Below are 17,246 nucleotides of genomic sequence, written 5' to 3' on the forward strand. Positions count from 1 at the left end.
CGGGGAACGCCGACCAAGACCTGATGTCGCTACGATCGTTGCCCACAGGTCAACGATGGGGGCGTGGTGCTGGAGCGGTACGAGGTCGAGACGTTCCTGACCCTCGCCGAGGAGCTGCACTTCGGCCGCACCGCCGAGCGGCTGGGGGTCAGCACCGGCCGGGTCAGCCACGTGGTCAAGAAATTGGAGCGCCAGGTCGGGGCGCCACTGTTCGCCCGGACCAGTCGAGTCGTCCGGCTCACTCCCATCGGCCGGCAGTTCGCCGATGATCTGGCCCCGCTGGTCGCCGGCATGGACGAGGCTTTCCGGCGCGCGGTCGACGCCGGCCGGGGCGTCACCGGGACGCTACGGGTGGCGTTCCTCGGCGAGTGGACCGCACCGGTGCTGCTGCGGGCCGTGGCCCTGTTCAGCGAACGGCACCCCGACTGCCGGGTGGAGGTGCACGAGGCGCAGCTGTCCAACACTCGTTCCGGGCTGCTCGACGGCTCCACGGACGTGTTGATCGCCTCGTACCCCTTTGACGGAATGGCCACCGGCCCGGCGCTGCTCTGCGAGGGCCGGGCACTGGCGGTGGCCGCGGGTCACCCGCTCACCCGGGAACGGTCGGTGTCGCTGGAGGTGCTCGCCGACCACCCGGTGGTGCAGTACCCGACGGTCACCTCGGTGGAGTTCAAGCGGGACCGCACCCCGGAACGCACCCCGTCCGGGCGGCCGGTGCCGAAGGGCCCCGCCGGGAACACCTTCTCCGAGATGCTGTCCCTGGTCGCGCTGGGTCGGGGTGTCCTGCCGGTCGGCGAACACACGCGGCGCTACTACCCGCGCTCCGACGTGGCCTACCTGCCCATCCACGACGCGCCACCCATCGAGCGAGGGCCGGTCTGGCTGCCCAGCAACACCACCACCCGGGTACGCGAGTTCGTCCGCGCCGCAGCCGACGCGAACGCCCGATGAGACACGGGGAGTTCCGCCACCAACGGCTGGTCCAGGTCTACGACGCCGAGTGTCCGTGGGGGCCCGACGACGATTTCTTCCAGGCGGTGGTCGACGAGACCCCGGCAGCCCGGGTTCTCGATCTGGGCTGTGGCACCGGCCGGCTCACCGTCGCCCTCGCCGCGGCCGGCCACACCATCACCGGCGTGGACCCGGCCGGCGCGTCCCTGGCCGCCGCGCGCGCCAGGCCAGGCGGCGAGCGGGTGACCTGGATCGAGGGCACCTCGGCGCGGTTACCGACCCGGGCGTTCGACGTGGCGGTGCTGACCAGCCACGTCGCGCAGTTCTTCGTCGACGACGCGGAGTGGGCACGTACCCTCGGCGACCTGCGGCGGGCGCTCGTGCCCGGCGGCCGGCTGGTGTTCGACGCCCGCGACCCGGCGGACCGTCGCTGGGAGCGGTGGAACCCGGTGGATTCGCAGCGGCGGATCACGCTGCCGGACGGCGGCGAGGTCCGCGCGTGGACCAAGGTCACCGGGGTACGCGACGAAGTGGTCGACTTTGTCCACCACTACCACTTCGCCGACGGTGCGGAGTTGCTCAGCTCGGCGACCCTGCGCTTCCGTACCGAGGCCGAGCTGCGCGACTCCCTGACCGCGGCGGGCTTCACTGTGGACCGCATCCACGGCGGCTGGCACGGCGAGCCGGTGGGCCGGGGCGACGGCGAGTTCGTCGTCATCGCCCGTGCGGACACGCTGGCACCGGTTTTCTAGCCTTGGGCGCATGGCGAACATCGCGTATGACCGCAAAGAGCAGGTCCAGCAGATCGAGAGTGGCCTCCTCGACGGTGAGCAGATCATCGCCGTCTACGACGCCGTCGGCACCGGCACCGGGTTCATCGGGCTGACCGACCGCCGCGTGATCATCCAGGACCGCTCCTTCATCGGGAAGCGGTTCGCGATCACGAGCATCCCGTACTCGAAGATCACCAGCGTGAGCGTGGTCAGCAACAAGTCCTGGGGTGGTTCGTTCTTCTCCACCGGGGCGATCGCCATCCACGTCGGCACGCACACCTACGAGGTGGAGTTCCGTGGCGCGCAGAAGAGCCACCACGTGCACAACGTGATCCTGCACCACATCTCCTGACCGCACGTCCCGTCGTGGGCCCGGCCGGCGTAATTGCCTTGCCGGGCCCGCAGCGTCTCTGATGTCCTCGGTCCACAGCCGCACGAAGGGAGCAGCCACCATGCCCGTCACGACGAAGTCCCCCGAACCCACCGTCATCCGACCTGAGGAATCGAGACTTCGTGAGCAGGACCGTTCCCCTGGCGCTGGGCGCCACTGACCCCAACCCCGGAGGCCGCTGATGTCGGTCTTCGACGATCCCGGCCTCTTCGGCCGGCTCTGGGCCGCCGGATACGACGACGGCGGCACCAACCCCGACCCGGCCCCCGCCGTCGACTTCCTGGCCGATCTGGCCGACGGGGGTCCGGTTCTCGAACTGGCGATCGGCACCGGCCGGGTCGCACTGCCGCTGGCCGAGCGCGGCCTCACCGTGCACGGCGTCGACGCGTCCGAGGAGATGCTCGCGCAACTGCGGGCGAAACCCGGAGGCGACCAGATCCCGGTCGTCGTCGCCGACATGGCGGACGTACCGGTGGCCGGTGAGTTCCGACTCGCGTACCTGGTCTTCAACACCCTGTTCAACCTGGTGGACGCCGAGCGGCAGGCGGACTGCTTCCGCAACGTCGCCCGGGTGCTGTCGCCCGGAGGCGCGTTCGTCATCGAGACGTTCGTGCCCGACCCGCGCAGCTTCGACTCGGACGAGCAGGTGCAGGTGCGTGCCGTGACCGAGGACTCCGCGACGATCCGGCTGCACCGGTACGACCGGCCGGCGCAGCGGTTCATCCGGCAGACCATCACGTTCGACGCGGACGGTGTGCACCTGAAGCCGTTCGCCATGCGGTACGCCTGGCCGCACCAGATCGACGAGATGGCGCAGCAGGCAGGGCTCCGGCTCACCGAACGGTACGCCGACTGGCACCGGCGACCGTTCCAGGCCGACAGCCCGTCGCACATCTCCGTCTACCGCGCGGAGTAACGGCGGTTGGTCGACTCCGGTTCCGGGAACCTGGGGTGTCAAGGCTGCCTTGCCCCGCCTTCGAGGAACCGGAGTCGATCTCCGCCGCCCGGAAGTGAGATGCCGCCATGAGCAGACGCGCCATCCAGGCAATCCTGGCCCTGTCGGTCGTCCTGATGCCGGTGATTCGAGCCCTCGCGCCCTCGGCTGATTCTGCTGGTAGCAGTAGGTGTTGATCCGCAGGTCCCACACCGGGTGAGCTGACAGCATGCCGGACGCCTCCCGATTCCCGCGCTCCTCGCCGTACTGGCCGGTGGTCAGTCACCCTCAACTCCGGCGCGTCCTGCCCGGGCTCGCCGTCTCCGCGTTGGGCGACGGCCTGGCGGTGGTCGCGGTCACCTGGCTCGCCATCCAACTCGCCCCGCACGATCAACGGGGCACCTGGATCGCGCTGGCCATGGCGGCGTACACGCTGCCCAGCGCGGCCGGGACCGTCGTCTTCGGCCGGCTGCTGCGTGGGCGTGGCGGCGCCCAACTCGCCGGGTGGGACGCCATCCTGCGGGCCACGGCGCTCGCGGCAATCCCCCTCGCCTACCTCCTCGGCGCACTCACCATCGGGCTGTACGTCGTCCTGCTGGCCGCGTCCGCATTGCTGCACTCGTGGGGTTCCGCCGGGCGTTTCACCCTGATCGCCGAACTGCTGCCGCAGCGACACCACCTGCCGGCCAACGCCGTGCTCGCCAGCATCGCCGGGTTCGCCACCATCGTCGGTCCACCACTGGCGGGCCTCCTGATCGCCTGGGTTGGGCCGGTATGGGTCATCGCCATCGACGCCGCCACCTTCGCCGCGCTGGCCCTCACGTACCGTCTCGCCCTTCCCGCACGCAAGAGCGACCACCGGCATGAGCCCGGCACCTCGCGGACCGCCGGCTTCGCCGTCATCCGCCGCAACCCCGCGTTGCTGGGCCTGCTGGTGCTGAGCCTCTGGTTCTTCTTCCTCTTCGGGCCGGTGTACGTGGCCATGCCGATCCACATCACCGACGACCTGCACGCCTCCGCGACGCTGCTCGGTGCCTACTACACCGCGTTCGGTGTCGGCGGTCTGGTCGGCGGTGTGGTCGCCGGCCAGCTACGTCGCTGGCCGTTGCGCGCCACCACCATCAGCATCGTCGTCGGGTTCGGCGTCGCCATGCTGCCGCTCGGCCTGGGAGCACCTGTCAGCCTGTCGCTGCCCGCCTTCGCCCTGGCGGGCCTGATCTGGGCACCGTACATGTCCACGTCGATGGCGCTGTTCCAGCGCAGCACGTCCATCGCGCAGCTACCGGCGGTGCTCGCCGCGAACGGCGCCATCCTCGTGCTGGCGGTGCCCCTGGGCACCATGCTCGGCGGGCCACTGGTGGGTGCCATCGGCGCACGCCCGACGCTGCTGCTGTGCGCCATGGCGATCGTGGCCCTCGGCCTGACCGCCGGGGCAATCGCGATCTCCAGGCGGAGCTCGCGATTGCCCGGCGATGCGGCCGTCACCGAGGTCAGTGCCAGTCGCTGATCCGGACGTCGTCCGGAGCCGGTCGGCCGTGCCCGGTCTCCACCTGCTCCTTGAGGCTCATCAGGAACAGCGCCCACTTGGTGCTGCAGTGGTGCATGAACTCGACCGGCTCGCGCCAGCCCTGGTGCGCGAACTGGACGATCGTGTACTCGCCGCGCTGGTCGAAACGCCAGTCGACCTCGGTGCCGACCCACTCCTCGGGGCCGTCGACGACGCGCCACCGCACCCGCCCGGCGGGGTTCAGCTCCAGGACCTCCATGTCGAAGCCGCCGGCATCGCCGAACCGGAAGGCCAACTGTCCACCGACTTCGCTCTTGCCCACCGTGTCGGTGGTCCACCAGGCGGCGAGGCCCTCCGGCGTTGCCACCGCTCGGTAGACGTCGTCGAGCGGAGCGACGACGCCGACCCGGTGCAGGATGTCGACCATTCTCAGTCTCCTTCGTCGTTGGTGCGGGTGCGTTCGATCGCCTCGGCGATCCGCTTGATCCGGCGCAGTCGGGCGTCCCAGGTGGAGCCGACCGCCGACAACTGGGCGACCGCGCGGGCGAGTTGCGCCTCGTCCACCTGGTAATGACGCTCGCGACCGGCCGGCTCGGCGTGGATCAGCCCAACCCGGTCGAGGACCGCCAGGTGCTTCGAGACGGCCTGACGGGTGACGGGTAACCGCCTGCTCAACGAGGTGGCTGTGCCCGGCCCGTCAGAGAGAAGAAGATCGATCATCGTACGTCGAATCGGGTCGCCGATCGCCGACCACAACTCGTCGTCGACCACCGTGCTCACGGGGTCGCGACCAGCCGCGCAACGTACGCGCCCAGCCGGGGCATGTAGTGGTCCCAACCGTTCTCGTGGTCGCGGTACTGCTCCTCCAGGACGGCGACCTCCCAACCCAGCTCACGGAATCCGGTCTCGGTCATCCGGACCAAGGTCCCCGCGCCGCTGGGCGCCAGGTCAAAGGTGACGAACAGCGCCTGCCCGCTCCGGTCCGGCTCGGTGAAGCACCACCGGAAGGAGAACCGCTTCGGCGGGTCGACCTCGACGACGGCGAGCGCGACGGTCTTCGTCTCACCGGTGTCAGCGTCGCGCCACACCAGCTCGCCGGGCGCGCCGGCGACCGACTCGAACCGCGCGTCGTCGGGCCACCACTCCCGCATGTGCTCGGGTTGGCTGACCACCTCGAAGACGACCTCGGGTGACGCGTTGACGTGGATGTCGCGTTCGATCGTTCCCTGTTCCATGCTCACAACCTTTCGCAACCTTTGGTTGCACTTAACCTACGACGTCCGCGGCCTATGCGCAACCTTTCGTTGCAGATCGCGATCTCGTCGTACCCGGGCCGCACAATGCCGCGTATGTCTGAGCCCTCTCCGCACCGGCACCATGCCATCGACTACGTCGAGCTCACGGTCAACGACCTCGTCGAGGCCAAGCGCTTCTACGCCGACGCGTTCGGCTGGCAGTTCAACGACTACGGGCCGGGATACTCCGGCATCCGGAGTCCCCACGGCGACGCCGCTCCGGAGGTGGGCGGCCTCCGCCTGGACCAGGACGTCCGGTCCGGCGGGCCACTGATCCTGCTCTACTCAAGCGACTTGGACCGGTCCGTGCAGGCCGTGAAGGACGCCGGCGGCCAGGTGGTGAACGGTCCCTACGACTTCCCCGGGGGCCGCCGGTTCCAGTTCACCGACCCCAGCGGCAATGAGCTGGGCGTCTGGGCCGAACAGTAGGGGCGCGACCCCGCGTCAAGATCGTGCTCGATCATGGATGCGGTGGTGTTCGGGTGTTGATCTCCGGCAGAGTGAGCCCATGGGCGGAAGAGGATTGGACGTCGAGGGGTCGATCGCGCGCGAAGGTGCGTTGAGTCGGGTCCAGGGCGCCTTCGTCGATGTTGTCGACGCGGCACGCACGCGGATAACCGAGTCCTTCGGCGCCGCGGGCCAGGGCGCGGACGGCGGCGGCCGACTGCACAGCGCCTACATCTACGGCAGCATCCCGCGTGGCACCGCCATTTCCGGAGTTTCTGATCTCGACCTGCTTCTTGCCCTGAACACCGAACCGACCGAGGCCGACCGGGCAGACGCCAAGAGCATCGAGCAGGCCCTCGACCGTTCCTTCGCACAGATCGACGGTGTGGGCATCCTGCTGTTCAGTGCACGTACCCTGCTCAGCGAGCTGGAACGTCACGACCTCGGCTTCTTCGTCGCCTGCCTGTGCACCCCACTGCTGGGCGACGACCTTGCCGACCATCTCCCCCGTTACCGGCCAACTCCCTTGCTGGCCCGCGAGACAAACGGCGACCTGTCACTTGCGCTCCCGGGTTGGCGGAGCCAAGCGGCCGAAGCGAACACCGACAATCAACGCAAGGCCCTCAGCCGGCTCGTCGCTCGTCGCATTGTCCGAACGGGATTTACCCTGATCATGCCTCGCTGGGGAGGCTGGACAAGCGACCTCGGCGAATCCGCTGAGGCGTTCGGGTTCTACTACCCGGAACGTGCCGGGCAGATGAGCAGAGCTGCCACCACCGGCCGTACGCCGTCGCCAACTCCTGCCGTGCTGCGCGAGCTCATCGACGACCTTGGCCCCTGGCTCGCGGCAGAATACGCAGCCGTACATGGCGAGAAGACCCTCCGCCCCTGACGCTGCGAGGTGCCAAAGGTCCGACATAGCCAACGTCAGCGGCGCGCCTCACGGCACGTGCCGACGTTTCTATCGGAGGTCCTCGCCGCTCAGCACGACACAACCGAACATGTCGCTGAGGACAGCTCGCTGGTGGTCGGTCAACGGGTTCACGAAGACCGCGACGCCGACTCCGTACGCCCGGCACGCATCGGCGACCTCACGCGCCTTGCCGGGGCTGAGCAACGTCCGTCGCGAGAACGGAGTGGTCATCTTGTCCACACCGCCGGAAGAGACGCCCCGCCGCTGAACATGCCGGCTCACCACGTGGCCACCCCGGGCTTCCACTGAGGTGGCCAGAAGATCGATCTTGCCGGCGAACTCCTTGTCCCTGGCCGAAAACAGACCCACCAACGCCACGTCGACGCCTGCCAGCACCGCGCTCGATGTCCCGACCCGATCTCGGCTCACTGCGTAATGATGTCGAACAGGCCGTCCGCCGATGGGCGCTGACGAAGGCCTTCGCTACCCATGACGAATGACCTGATAGAACGTCTCACGCTCCGGTCACAGCCGCCGGACGCGCAGCACGCCGGTCAGCATCGGCAGGGTGAACTCACCCTGGGCCGTTTCGGGCCTGTTCCCGAGGAAGGCGCGGATGCCACCGAGGGCGGCCTCGCGGTCCGAATCTGCCATGACCAGCATCCCTGCCCGCGTCGCGAGTGTCGCGACGAGGGAGTCGGCGGTCCGGCGCTGCCCGTGGGGGAACTCGGCCTGCTCCCGTGCACCGAACCGGGCGACCAGGCCAGGGCTGGGAACGAGCAGGTCCGCCGTCGCCGCGCGCCAACTACTCAACGTGTCACGGGGGCCGATGGCCGCGCTCCCGCTGACCCGTTCGAGCTCGCCGATCCAGTCGATCCGGTCGTCCATGACGTTCCACAGACCAGCCAGGGTGCCTTCGGGTGCGAGCACTCTGGTGATTTCCGCCCCCGCGACGGCCATGTCGAACCAGTGCAGCGCATTACCGGCCAGCACGGCATCGACGGAGGCGTCCGGCAACGGGATCGCCTCGGCGCTCCCCGGCAGGGCACGGACGGCCGGCAACGCGCGGCGCAGCTCGGTGAGCATCGCCGGGTCGGGTTCGACCGCGACAACGTCTGCACCAAGTGCGACCAGCGTGGCGGACAACTTGCCGGTGCCAGCGCCAAGATCGAGAATTCGCGGGCCGGGCGCGAGCTCAAGCGCCCAGCGCACCGCGGCCTCCGCATAGTCCGGGCGGTGCTCGGCGTATGCGGTCGCGGCCGCACCGAACGATGAACTGAGCCGCAGGCGTTCCTCCACGCGGCCACCCTATCGTCGCGCCACCCCCAATTGGGGGCGGTCAATCCGGCGAGGGCGGAGATACCGACTCTGGAGTGGCGTTGGAAGATCAGTTCGTCTCACCGGAACAGCAGGAGCAGCCGGGCTCGCACCCGCAGGCGTCGGGGCTCTCACCGTCAACGGCGAGTGAGGTCGAGCCGTTGGCGGGCATCGCGCAGCAGGTGTCCCCGCGCCACGCCTCGCGTCCTTCCTTGACCGCCACCACAGCGATGACGAGCGCCGCCACGGGGTCGGCCCAGGACCAGCCGAACAGGCTGTTGAGACCCAGGCCGACGAGCACCACGGCCGACAGGTAGGTACAGAGCAGGGTTTGCTTGGAGTCAGCCACCGCCGATCGAGAACCCAACTCACGCCCGGTTCGACGCTGAGCGTAGGACAGCACCGGCATGATGAGCAGCGACAGGGCAGCCAGGACCAGGCCGACAGTGGAGTGCTCGGCCTCTCCGCTGCCGGCCAGCGCACGAACCGATTCCACGGTGACGTACGCGGCCAGCGCGAAGAACGACACCGCAATGATCCGCAGTGCGACCTTTTCCCGCGCCTCAGGGTCACGGCCGGCGAACTGCCACGCGACCGCCGCCGCTGAGGACACCTCGATCACCGAATCCAGACCGAAGCCGATCAAGGCAGTAGAGGATGCAGCGGCACCGGCCGTGATCGCCACTACCGCCTCGATCACGTTGTAGGTGATCGTCGCAGCCACCAGGAGCCGCACCCGCCGAGCGAGGACACCACGCCGAGCCGCGGGGCTGCCGGACTGGATTTGCAGCAGAGGGGCGGACATCAGCAGCACCCCTTCTCATCGGCATCCGCGCACGCCGTCGGGTCAACTGTCAGGACCAGATTCAGCAGGTCACCGAGAGCGTGTGCGAGCCGAGCATCGGTCAGCTCGTAGCGCGTCCGCCGCCCCTCGGGCACCGCCACGACCAGGCCACAGCCGCGTAGGCAGGCAAGGTGGTTGGACAGGTTCTGACGCGTCGTGCCGAGCAGGTCAGCAAGGTCCGCCGGATAAGCGGGGGCATCGCGCAGCGCCAGGAGCAACCGCGCTCGAATGGGATCAGACAGTGCATGGCCGAACCGTGCAAGCACCTGCCCGTACGTCAAGGTCTCCATCCGCCGACAATACAGCTTTCGCTGTATTCAGCGTCAGCTGTACAGTGCTGCTGCCATCACTCAGTGCCGGAGGCATCAGTGGGCTGGGCCGACCGCCGTTCGTAGCCGCAGACGTCGTACAGCCAATAGTCGAAGTACCTACGTACCGCTTCGCTGTCGCGAGGATCCAGTGCCAGCCAATCACGAGCAGCGCGAGTCATCTCGGCAAAGGCGCGCTCTTCCTCGTCCGGCTTGAGTTCAACCCAGTCGGTGAGCGCGCCCCACAGGTTGTACATGCTGACTGCGTACTCGCCGATGCTGATCACGTCGATCGTCTCGCCCATGAACTGCAAGCCGAGATCGTACGGATCGTCCGCGCGAAGGACCTGTTCGGCGAGGTTTCGGACGCGTTCCAGATAGGCCGACCATGCCTCGTCGTCTGAGCTGCTCACCCGCGGGAGGATCACACACGGCCAAGTCCGACTGCAATCCCCGCGGACCCGGCTGCGTTTGCAACCGCCTGAACTGCGGAAACAGGCCGGATTCAGACGTTGAAGCGGAACTCCACAACGTCGCCGTCCTGCATGACGTACTCCTTGCCCTCGATGCGGACCTTGCCCGCCGCCTTGGCCGCCGACATCGAACCGTGCTCGACCAGGTCGTGGTAGGAGACCACCTCGGCCTTGATGAAGCCGCGCTGGAAGTCACTGTGGATGACACCCGCGGCCTCCGGCGCGGTGGCGCCGACCGGGACGGTCCAGGCGCGCGCTTCCTTGGGGCCGGCCGTGAGGTACGTCTGCAGGCCGAGGGTGCGGAAGCCGACCCGGACGAGCTGGTTGAGGCCGGGCTCGTTCTGCCCGATCGACTCCAGCAGCTCGCGGGCCTCCTCCTCCGGCAGGTCCACCAACTCAGACTCGATCTTGGCGTCCATGAAGACGGCCTCGGCGGGGGCGACCAGGGCGCGCAGCTCGTCGAGGAACGACTCGTTGGCCAGCTCGGCCTCGTCGACGTTGAAGACGTACAGGAAGGGCTTCGTGGTGAGCAGGTGCAGCTCGCGCAGGTGCTCCAGCTCGATCTTGGCGGCGGCGGCCCCGGAGTAGAGGGTGGTGCCGCCGTCGAGCACCTCGATGGCTGCCTTCGCGGCGGCGACCGCGGCGGCCCGGTCCTTGCGGAGCTTGGCTTCCTTCTCCAACCGCGGCAGAGCCTTGTCCAGGGTCTGCAGGTCGGCGAGGATCAGCTCGGTGTTGATCGTCTCGATGTCGTCGGCCGGGGAGATCTTGCCGTCGACGTGCACCACGTTCGGGTCGGAGAAGGCCCGAACGACCTGACAGATCGCCGAAGCGTCCCGGATGTTGGCCAGGAAGGCGTTGCCCCGGCCCTGTCCCTTCGACGCGCCGCGAACCAGGCCGGCGATGTCGACGAACGACACCGGGGCCGGCAGCACCTTCTGCGAGGAGAAGATCTCGGCCAGCTTGCCCAGCCTCTCGTCGGGCAGCCCGACCACACCGACGTTGGGCTCGATGGTGGCGAACGGGTAGTTCGCCGCCAGCACGTCGTTCTTGGTCAACGCGTTGAAAAGCGTGCTCTTGCCGACGTTGGGCAGGCCGACGATGCCGATGGAGAGACTCACGACCAGCCAGCTTACGCGGGTGCCGACCGGGCCGGCCCACGCGGCTCCGATTCGACAGTCCGGGCGATCGATCGTCGCTTCCGCCGGGCCGGGGCAGGCATTGCTACTCTCCCGATTCGATGTCTCGCTGCTGGAGGTGGGATGACCTCGACCTTGCCCGAGCTGTACATCGCCGTCGATGTGGAAGCGGACGGGCCGATCCCCGGGCCGTACAGCATGATCTCGCTGGGTATGGCCGTGACCGGCCAACCGGAGGAGACCTTCTACACGGAGCTGCGTCCCATCTCCGATGAGTTCGTGCCTGCGGCGCTGGCCGTCTCCGGCCTGGACCGGGACCGCCTGCTGCGGGAGGCGCCCACCGCGCAGGAGGCGATGTCGGCCGCGGCGGCCTGGGTCAACGGCCTGCGCCGGATCGGCCGCCCGGTCTTCCTCGCCGCACCCGCCGTCTGGGACGGCATGTTCGTGCACTGGTACTTCGTCCGCTTCGTCGGCCACAGCCCGTTCGGTGCCACCGGCTCTGGTGTCGATCTCCGCAGCTACTGGATGGGGCTGACCGGCAGCGAATGGGTCCAGACCCGCCAGGGCACGATCAAACAACACCTGGGCCTGCACGACGTGCCGCACACGCACCACGCCGGGGAGGACGCCGCCGAGCTGGCGCAGGTCTTCGACGCGGTGCTCCGCCGCCGGTCCGGCGAGCAGGACTGACGGTCAGCCGAGCAGGCGCGGGGCGATGACCGTCTCCTGGACGCTGCCGTCCGCGCTGCGGCTGACCTCGTACGCCGAAGCACCCTCGCGGTCCGCGATCGCCTCGACCAGCCGCGTGCCCCGGTAGACCAGGCCGACCCCGTCGTCGGTGCAGTGGCTGGTCGGCAGCGTCCCGTTGCCGACCAACTCGTGCATGAGCGGGCGCCGCTCAGCCTCGCTGTCGTAGTGCACCCCGTTGCCGTAGGGCAGCCAGGCCAAGCCCTCGGTGTAGCCGCGCAGGCGGGGGCCGAAGCTGTCGGTGGCACCGCCGACATGCCAGCAGATCGAGCCGGCGGAGACGCCGGCCAGCACCACGCCGGCCTGCCAGCACTCGCGCAGGATCTCGTCGAGCCCATGCACCCGCCAAACGGCGACCAGGTTGGCCACGCTGCCGCCACCGACCCAGACCACGTCCTGAGCGAGCAGGTGGGCGCGGACGTCCTCGACGTTCGGCATCGGGAACAGGGCGAGGTGCGACAGCCGGAACCGGGTGTCGGCGAACGCGCCGTAGACCGCCGTCAGCGAGGTGGGCTGGTCCCCGACGGCCTGCCCGAGGTAGCAGATCCGCGGCTGCGGACCGGCCTCGGCCAGCTCGGCCGCCAACTCGAAGACCGGGCCGGGGCGCAGGTCGGCGGGGCCGCGGTCGCCCCGGAAGAAGCCCATGCTGGTGGCGAGGATCGTCGGTTCGCTGGCAGGCATCGGAGGTGTCCTTCCGTCGGGGCGGTGCGCCGTCCATCCTGCCGCAGCCGGCCGCCTGCCCACGCGGCGGTCGCCTTGCCGCCCACCGCACTGATCATGAGATCAACCGGACAGGTCCGGCCGCCGCTGGCGGGGCACCTCGACCTCGGGCCGCTGGGCTGCCGAGGGCAACTCGTCGGCCGGGGCCAGTTGCGCGGACGCTGCGCGGGGCAGGGTGAACCGATCGGCGGCGGCCGGGCCGGCCGAGAACGACTCGCGCAGCATCCAGTGCACCTCGTCGGCCGTCCAGCCCAGCCCCGGCCGGGCGGCGATCTCGCGAACCAACCGCCGGCCGACCCGGGTGTCGTCGTCGTAGAAGCGCATGCACCAGTGGTGCGTCCACATCCCGAGCGCCCGCAGGCCCGCGTCGTCGAGTGAGCCCGCCAACCGGCCACAGGCGGTGTCGGAAAACGCCTGCTCCGGGTCGGTCACCCGGTCCCGTTCGATGGCCCCCACGGCGGCCGGCGCGACGGCCCGCATCCGGCGGTAGAGGGACTGCGCCACCGCGCGGGGCAGCGGCGGGAACGCGCCCTGTGTCGACGCCGCCGCCCAACCCGCCACGCTCGCCATTTCGCCGCACCCCTTCTTCAGTTGGTGGCCGGACGCTACCCGCCACGACCGACACTTCCGGGTCGAAAACACCCGTCGGATCGCGGATAGCGACGATGACCTGGGGCGTCTGTAGATGTGACAAAGAAACGGGGGGTGGTGGGTGGACGAGGACGAACGGAGATCCCGGTCACCTTCGCCCGGCGCTCCGCATGCCGGCGAGCGCGCCCCGCACCGGCGGACAGGATGCACCGGTCCACCACGTTTGCCGAGGCCGGCAGGTCCGCTCATTCTTGGGCCATGACCGAGCACGGACATCCGGTATGCGAGCTGCGGAGGCGGCGATGACGACCGCCATGGCCCGGGTGCCCAACTCGCTCACCGGGCAGATCGTCACACCCGGTGACCGCCGGTACGCGCAGCTGCGCTCGACGTACACCACGTCGGCGTCGCCGGCCGCCGTCCTGCTGCCGAAGACCACCGCGCAGGTGATCGACGCGCTGCGCTACGCGCGGGAACAGCGGCTGCCCATTGCCGTCCGCAGCGGCGGGCACGGCTTCTCCGGGGCGTCCTCCAACAACGGCGGCGTGGTCATCGACCTGTCCATGCTCAACCGGGTGCAGGTGCTCGACGAGCGGGCCGGGCTGGTCCGGGTCGAGGCCGGTGCCCGCTGGGCGAACGTCGCGAAGGCGCTGGCCCCGTACGACCTGGTGATCAGTTCAGGTGACCACGGCAATGTCGGCGTCGGCGGCCTGGCCACCGGTGGCGGGGTCGGTTGGCTGGTCCGCGCCCACGGCCTCACCATCGACCGTGTCCGCGCGGTCGAGGTGGTGCTCGCCGACGGAACGCTGGTACGTGCCGATGCGGAGCACGAGCCAGAGTTGTTCTGGCTGGTCCGCGGTGCCGGAGCCGGCGCGGGGATCGTGGTGGCCTTCGAGATCGAGGCAGCCGAGCAGCGCAACGTCGGCGTGGCGCAGTTGGTCGTCGAGGCGCACCCCGACGGTCGCACCATCCGGGAGTGGGCCGCTTACCTCTCGCAGGCCCCACGGGAGTTGTCCGCGGCAGCCGTGCTGTACGCGGAGGGCCGCTCGGCCCTCATGTCCATCACCGCCGTGGTGGCCGCCGAGAGCCTGCGCCGGGCCCGGCCCGCGGTGGAGCCGCTGCTCGCCATCGGAAAGGTGCTCGAACACCGGACCGACCTGCTGCCCTACCCAACCCTGGTGCCGACCGCGCACCTGCACCCCAACGTCGGGCAGCAGCGTGGCACGACCACCAACGGTCTGTTCACCGGGCTGGACGACGCCGTCGCGCGGGCCGTGATGCGAGCGGTGACCGGGCCGGGGCGGGCGGTGATCCAACTCCGTTCGATGGGTGGGGCGGTCAACGACGTCGCTCCCGACGCGACCGCGTATTCGCATCGCCACCAGGACACGCTTGTCATTGCCTCGGTGTTCCCACCGCAGGGCGGGGCGGCGTTGGACGCCGCCTGGCGGGCGCCTGGCGCCCGCGCCGACGGCGCGTACGTCAATTTCGAGAGCCGGCCGAACCCGGCCGCGTTCGCCCGGATCTACCCGGGCGAGACCGGGGCCCGGGTGCGGCGGCTGTGGAAGCGGTACGACCCGGATGGTGTCTTCCGGCCGGCCCTGCTGACCGGCCAGCCCACCCGACCCGGTCAGCAGGGTCGCGTCGGCCAGTCCAGCCGATCGGGCCAGCCCGGCCGATCCGGTCAGCCTCATCGGCGCCGCCGCTGACCCCCACGCCCTGCGCCGAGGCCGACCACCGACAGCCCGACCGGCGGGCCGTTGATGCGGGTCCCGCCCGGCCGGGCACACCGAGGTCCGATTCCCGCCAGCAGGCGGCCCGACCAGCGGGGCATCATCGGTGACATGGAGTTGGACTTCGAGCGTTGCTACCGGGCCGTGGACAGCCGCGACCAGCGGTTCGACGGCTGGTTCTACACCGGTGTGACGTCCACCGGCATCTACTGCCGGCCGTCCTGCCCGGCGATCACACCCAAGCGGCAGAACGTCCGATTCTTTCCGTCGGCCGCCGCCGCGCAGGGCATCGGGCTGCGCGCCTGCCGCCGCTGCCGGCCGGACGCAGCGCCGGGCTCACCCCTGTGGGACGTCCGCGCGGACGTGGTCGGCCGGGCGATGCGGCTGATCGCCGACGGGGTGGTCGACCGGGACGGCGTACCGGGGCTGGCCTCCCGTCTGGGCTACACCGAACGGCACCTGCACCGGATGTTGAGCGCCGAGATGGGCGCCGGCCCGCTCGCGCTGGCCCGGGCTCAGCGCGCGCAGACCGCCCGGATCCTGATCGAGACGACCGGCCTGCCAATGGCGGAGATCGCGTTCGCCGCGGGCTTCGGCAGTATCCGGCAGTTCAACGACACGCTCCGCGAGGTGTACGCGAGCGCACCGTCCGACCTGCGAACGGCCCGGGGCCGCCCGCAGGCGCCGACCGGAGCGGGGACCATCGCGCTCCGGCTGGCGTACCGCCCGCCGCTGCACGCCCGGGCGCTGCTGGACTTCCTCGCGGTGCGGGCGCTGCCCGGCGTGGACGAGGTTCGCGACGGGACGTACCACCGGGGTCTGCGGTTGCCACACGGCGCCGGCCAGGTGGCGCTGACCCCGGCGGACGGGCACGTCGCTGCGACGCTGCGCCTGGCCGACCTGCGCGACCTGGCACCCGCGGTGGCCCGCTGTCGGCGGCTGCTCGACCTGGACGCGGACCCGGCGGCCATCGACGCCACGCTCGCCGCCGACCCGGCGCTCGCCCCGGCGGTCGCCGCCGAACCGGGCATCCGGGTCCCCCGCGCGGTAGACGGCTTCGAGATGGCCGTCCGCGCCGTCATCGGCCAACAAGTCTCGGTCACCGCAGCCCAAAAATCCCTAACCCGCCTCCTGCTGACCCCCATCCCCACCCCCACCCCCACCCCCGACCGCGTCGATCATGAGGTTATTGCCGACGGCGTCGGCGTGTCGCGACAACAACCTCATGATCACCAAGGCGACGGAGGGCCGGACGCGGGGGGACTGCGGGGGTTCTTGAGCGCGGAGGACCTGTTGTCGCTGCCGGACTCGGGCTTCGGGATGCCCGCCGCACGGCGGGAGACCCTGCGGGGGCTGGCACGGGCGGTGGTCGACGGATCAGTGGACCTCGCGGCGGGTGCCCATCGGGAGGACGCCGTCCGGCGGCTGCTCGCGCTGCCCGGCATCGGCCCGTGGACCGCCAACTACCTGGCCATGCGCATCTTCGGCGACCCGGATGTCCTGCTCAGCACCGACCTCGCGGTCCGGCGCGGCGCCGCCGCGCTGGGCCTGCCCGACACCCCGACAACCCTCGACGGGTACGCCGAACGCTGGCGCCCCTGGCGGTCCTACGCCACGATCAGACTCTGGAGAGCGGCATGAGCATCGACAGCACTGTGCTGAGCACACCGACCGGCCCGCTCAGCATCCTCGCCGGCCCGGACGGCGACGTTCGGGCGGCCGGTTTCACCCCGGACCCGGCGGCGCTGCTGCCCCTGGTCCACCCGACCCTGCGGGCTCCGCTGCGACAGCGGGCCGACCTCGGCCCGGTCAGCGCGGCCGTTCGGTCCTACCTGGACGGTGACCTCAGCGCCATCGACGCGGTGCCGATCCGTCAGCACACCGGCGGAGAGTTCATGGCGCACGCCTGGCAGGTGCTGCGCGAGGTGCCTGCGGGCACCCCGATCACCTACACCGGGTATGCCGCGCTCGCCGGTCGGCCACCGGCGGTGCGGGCCGCCGCGGCTGCCTGCGCCCGGAACGCGGCGGCGCTGTTCGTGCCCTGCCACCGGGTACTTCGCACCGACGGCACGCTCGGTGGCTACCGCTGGGGGCTGGACGTGAAAAAGTGGCTTCTCGGTCATGAGCGGCGCTTGACGGCAAGCTGACACAATCGTCGCCTTCTAT

At 70.1% G+C, this 17,246-nt stretch carries 22 protein-coding genes; 11 read left to right on the plus strand and 11 right to left on the minus strand.

Annotated elements, in window-relative coordinates:
• Positions 1-66: 66 nt before the first annotated feature.
• The 5 genes from JOD64_RS09845 (at position 67) to JOD64_RS09865 (ending at position 4,556) form a co-directional block, all read left to right on the plus strand.
• On the plus strand, positions 67-951 hold the full coding sequence (locus tag JOD64_RS09845; protein ID WP_204946001.1) for a LysR family transcriptional regulator: 885 nt from the start codon (positions 67-69) through the stop codon (positions 949-951).
• Positions 948-1,703 (plus strand): class I SAM-dependent methyltransferase, encoded by a 756-nt coding sequence (locus tag JOD64_RS09850; RefSeq protein WP_204941958.1) that lies wholly within the window; start codon positions 948-950, stop codon positions 1,701-1,703. The genes JOD64_RS09845 and JOD64_RS09850 overlap by 4 nt, the downstream gene beginning before the upstream one ends.
• A 10-nt stretch (positions 1,704-1,713) precedes the next feature.
• Positions 1,714-2,076 (plus strand): PH domain-containing protein, encoded by a 363-nt coding sequence (locus JOD64_RS09855; protein ID WP_110563545.1) that lies wholly within the window; start codon positions 1,714-1,716, stop codon positions 2,074-2,076.
• Positions 2,077-2,296: 220 nt separating this feature from the next.
• Positions 2,297-3,031: a class I SAM-dependent methyltransferase gene (locus JOD64_RS09860; RefSeq protein ID WP_204941959.1), complete on the plus strand. Its 735-nt coding sequence runs from the start codon at positions 2,297-2,299 to the stop codon at positions 3,029-3,031.
• 247 nt (positions 3,032-3,278) lie between these two features.
• On the plus strand, positions 3,279-4,556 hold the full coding sequence (locus JOD64_RS09865; protein ID WP_204941960.1) for an MFS transporter: 1,278 nt from the start codon (positions 3,279-3,281) through the stop codon (positions 4,554-4,556).
• Here the strand turns inward: JOD64_RS09865 and JOD64_RS09870 are convergent.
• Genes JOD64_RS09870 through JOD64_RS09880 form a run of 3 tightly spaced genes read right to left on the minus strand, consistent with a single transcriptional unit; the run spans position 4,540 to position 5,791 of the window.
• Positions 4,540-4,983: an SRPBCC family protein gene (locus JOD64_RS09870; protein WP_204941961.1), complete on the minus strand. Its 444-nt coding sequence runs from the start codon at positions 4,981-4,983 to the stop codon at positions 4,540-4,542. The genes JOD64_RS09865 and JOD64_RS09870 overlap by 17 nt on opposite strands.
• A gap of 2 nt (positions 4,984-4,985) precedes the next feature.
• Positions 4,986-5,336 carry an ArsR/SmtB family transcription factor gene (locus JOD64_RS09875; RefSeq protein WP_204941962.1) on the minus strand — a complete coding sequence of 117 codons (351 nt, stop codon included), beginning with the start codon at positions 5,334-5,336 and terminating at the stop codon, positions 4,986-4,988.
• Positions 5,333-5,791: an SRPBCC domain-containing protein gene (locus JOD64_RS09880; RefSeq protein ID WP_204941963.1), complete on the minus strand. Its 459-nt coding sequence runs from the start codon at positions 5,789-5,791 to the stop codon at positions 5,333-5,335. Before JOD64_RS09880 ends, JOD64_RS09875 begins: the two co-directional genes overlap by 4 nt.
• Positions 5,792-5,905: 114 nt before the next feature.
• Between JOD64_RS09880 and JOD64_RS09885 the strand changes: the two genes are divergently transcribed.
• Together JOD64_RS09885 and JOD64_RS09890 are read left to right on the plus strand one after the other, a co-directional pair.
• Positions 5,906-6,280 carry a VOC family protein gene (locus tag JOD64_RS09885; RefSeq protein WP_204941964.1) on the plus strand — a complete coding sequence of 125 codons (375 nt, stop codon included), beginning with the start codon at positions 5,906-5,908 and terminating at the stop codon, positions 6,278-6,280.
• Between the two features lie 79 nt (positions 6,281-6,359).
• The gene (locus JOD64_RS09890) at positions 6,360-7,190 is read left to right on the plus strand and encodes a nucleotidyltransferase domain-containing protein (protein WP_204941965.1); all 831 of its coding nucleotides are present in this window, start codon (positions 6,360-6,362) and stop codon (positions 7,188-7,190) included.
• Between the two features lie 69 nt (positions 7,191-7,259).
• Here the strand turns inward: JOD64_RS09890 and JOD64_RS09895 are convergent, their stop codons facing one another.
• The 6 genes from JOD64_RS09895 to ychF form a co-directional block, all read right to left on the minus strand.
• Positions 7,260-7,640, minus strand: a complete 381-nt coding sequence (locus tag JOD64_RS09895) for a hypothetical protein (protein ID WP_204941966.1) — start codon at positions 7,638-7,640, stop codon at positions 7,260-7,262.
• A 96-nt stretch (positions 7,641-7,736) separates the two neighbouring features.
• A complete protein-coding gene (locus JOD64_RS09900) occupies positions 7,737-8,510 on the minus strand; it encodes a class I SAM-dependent methyltransferase (protein WP_204941967.1) in 774 nt (257 codons plus the stop codon).
• An 88-nt stretch (positions 8,511-8,598) separates the two neighbouring features.
• The gene (locus JOD64_RS09905; RefSeq protein ID WP_204941968.1) at positions 8,599-9,333 is read right to left on the minus strand and encodes a cation efflux transmembrane domain-containing protein; all 735 of its coding nucleotides are present in this window, start codon (positions 9,331-9,333) and stop codon (positions 8,599-8,601) included.
• On the minus strand, positions 9,333-9,662 hold the full coding sequence (locus JOD64_RS09910) for an ArsR/SmtB family transcription factor (protein ID WP_204941969.1): 330 nt from the start codon (positions 9,660-9,662) through the stop codon (positions 9,333-9,335). The genes JOD64_RS09905 and JOD64_RS09910 overlap by 1 nt, the downstream gene beginning before the upstream one ends.
• A gap of 56 nt (positions 9,663-9,718) precedes the next feature.
• Complete coding sequence (locus JOD64_RS09915; protein WP_204941970.1) at positions 9,719-10,093, minus strand: hypothetical protein; 375 nt, start codon at positions 10,091-10,093, stop codon at positions 9,719-9,721.
• Positions 10,094-10,185: 92 nt separating this feature from the next.
• The gene (gene ychF, locus JOD64_RS09920; protein WP_204941971.1) at positions 10,186-11,271 is read right to left on the minus strand and encodes a redox-regulated ATPase YchF; all 1,086 of its coding nucleotides are present in this window, start codon (positions 11,269-11,271) and stop codon (positions 10,186-10,188) included.
• Positions 11,272-11,412: 141 nt separating this feature from the next.
• On the opposite strand from ychF, the gene JOD64_RS09925 reads away from it, so the two are divergent.
• Positions 11,413-11,979: an exonuclease gene (locus tag JOD64_RS09925; protein WP_204941972.1), complete on the plus strand. Its 567-nt coding sequence runs from the start codon at positions 11,413-11,415 to the stop codon at positions 11,977-11,979.
• Positions 11,980-11,982: 3 nt separating this feature from the next.
• Here JOD64_RS09925 and JOD64_RS09930 read toward each other — a convergent pair whose 3' ends face one another.
• Complete coding sequence (locus JOD64_RS09930) at positions 11,983-12,717, minus strand: Type 1 glutamine amidotransferase-like domain-containing protein (protein WP_204941973.1); 735 nt, start codon at positions 12,715-12,717, stop codon at positions 11,983-11,985.
• Between the two features lie 102 nt (positions 12,718-12,819).
• Positions 12,820-13,326 carry a hypothetical protein gene (locus JOD64_RS09935; RefSeq protein ID WP_204941974.1) on the minus strand — a complete coding sequence of 169 codons (507 nt, stop codon included), beginning with the start codon at positions 13,324-13,326 and terminating at the stop codon, positions 12,820-12,822.
• Between the two features lie 323 nt (positions 13,327-13,649).
• Here JOD64_RS09935 and JOD64_RS09940 point away from each other — a divergent pair, with 323 nt between their 5' ends.
• The 3 genes from JOD64_RS09940 to JOD64_RS09950 all read left to right on the plus strand — a co-directional run bounded on the left by JOD64_RS09940 (position 13,650) and on the right by JOD64_RS09950 (position 17,227).
• Positions 13,650-15,056 (plus strand): FAD-binding oxidoreductase, encoded by a 1,407-nt coding sequence (locus tag JOD64_RS09940; protein WP_204941975.1) that lies wholly within the window; start codon positions 13,650-13,652, stop codon positions 15,054-15,056.
• Between the two features lie 135 nt (positions 15,057-15,191).
• The gene (locus tag JOD64_RS09945) at positions 15,192-16,721 is read left to right on the plus strand and encodes a DNA-3-methyladenine glycosylase 2 family protein (RefSeq protein ID WP_204941976.1); all 1,530 of its coding nucleotides are present in this window, start codon (positions 15,192-15,194) and stop codon (positions 16,719-16,721) included.
• Positions 16,718-17,227, plus strand: a complete 510-nt coding sequence (locus tag JOD64_RS09950; RefSeq protein WP_204941977.1) for a methylated-DNA--[protein]-cysteine S-methyltransferase — start codon at positions 16,718-16,720, stop codon at positions 17,225-17,227. The genes JOD64_RS09945 and JOD64_RS09950 overlap by 4 nt, the downstream gene beginning before the upstream one ends.
• Positions 17,228-17,246: the final 19 nt, after the last annotated feature.

The sequence above is a fragment of the Micromonospora luteifusca genome, from assembly GCF_016907275.1.
Classification (GTDB): Bacteria; Actinomycetota; Actinomycetes; order Mycobacteriales; family Micromonosporaceae; genus Micromonospora; species Micromonospora luteifusca.

Coding starts and splice junctions, on each gene's coding strand:
- JOD64_RS09910 (WP_204941969.1), bottom strand. CDS start 9,662: ATGGAGACCTTGACGTACGGGCAGGTGCTTGCACGGTTCGGCCATGCA.
- JOD64_RS09935 (WP_204941974.1), bottom strand. CDS start 13,326: ATGGCGAGCGTGGCGGGTTGGGCGGCGGCGTCGACACAGGGCGCGTTC.
- JOD64_RS09855 (WP_110563545.1), top strand. CDS start 1,714: ATGGCGAACATCGCGTATGACCGCAAAGAGCAGGTCCAGCAGATCGAG.
- JOD64_RS09930 (WP_204941973.1), bottom strand. CDS start 12,717: ATGCCTGCCAGCGAACCGACGATCCTCGCCACCAGCATGGGCTTCTTC.
- JOD64_RS09950 (WP_204941977.1), top strand. CDS start 16,718: ATGAGCATCGACAGCACTGTGCTGAGCACACCGACCGGCCCGCTCAGC.
- JOD64_RS09925 (WP_204941972.1), top strand. CDS start 11,413: ATGACCTCGACCTTGCCCGAGCTGTACATCGCCGTCGATGTGGAAGCG.
- JOD64_RS09850 (WP_204941958.1), top strand. CDS start 948: ATGAGACACGGGGAGTTCCGCCACCAACGGCTGGTCCAGGTCTACGAC.
- JOD64_RS09945 (WP_204941976.1), top strand. CDS start 15,192: ATGGAGTTGGACTTCGAGCGTTGCTACCGGGCCGTGGACAGCCGCGAC.
- JOD64_RS09940 (WP_204941975.1), top strand. CDS start 13,650: ATGACGACCGCCATGGCCCGGGTGCCCAACTCGCTCACCGGGCAGATC.
- JOD64_RS09860 (WP_204941959.1), top strand. CDS start 2,297: ATGTCGGTCTTCGACGATCCCGGCCTCTTCGGCCGGCTCTGGGCCGCC.
- JOD64_RS09885 (WP_204941964.1), top strand. CDS start 5,906: ATGTCTGAGCCCTCTCCGCACCGGCACCATGCCATCGACTACGTCGAG.
- JOD64_RS09870 (WP_204941961.1), bottom strand. CDS start 4,983: ATGGTCGACATCCTGCACCGGGTCGGCGTCGTCGCTCCGCTCGACGAC.
- JOD64_RS09880 (WP_204941963.1), bottom strand. CDS start 5,791: ATGGAACAGGGAACGATCGAACGCGACATCCACGTCAACGCGTCACCC.
- JOD64_RS09865 (WP_204941960.1), top strand. CDS start 3,279: ATGCCGGACGCCTCCCGATTCCCGCGCTCCTCGCCGTACTGGCCGGTG.
- JOD64_RS09905 (WP_204941968.1), bottom strand. CDS start 9,333: ATGTCCGCCCCTCTGCTGCAAATCCAGTCCGGCAGCCCCGCGGCTCGG.
- JOD64_RS09890 (WP_204941965.1), top strand. CDS start 6,360: ATGGGCGGAAGAGGATTGGACGTCGAGGGGTCGATCGCGCGCGAAGGT.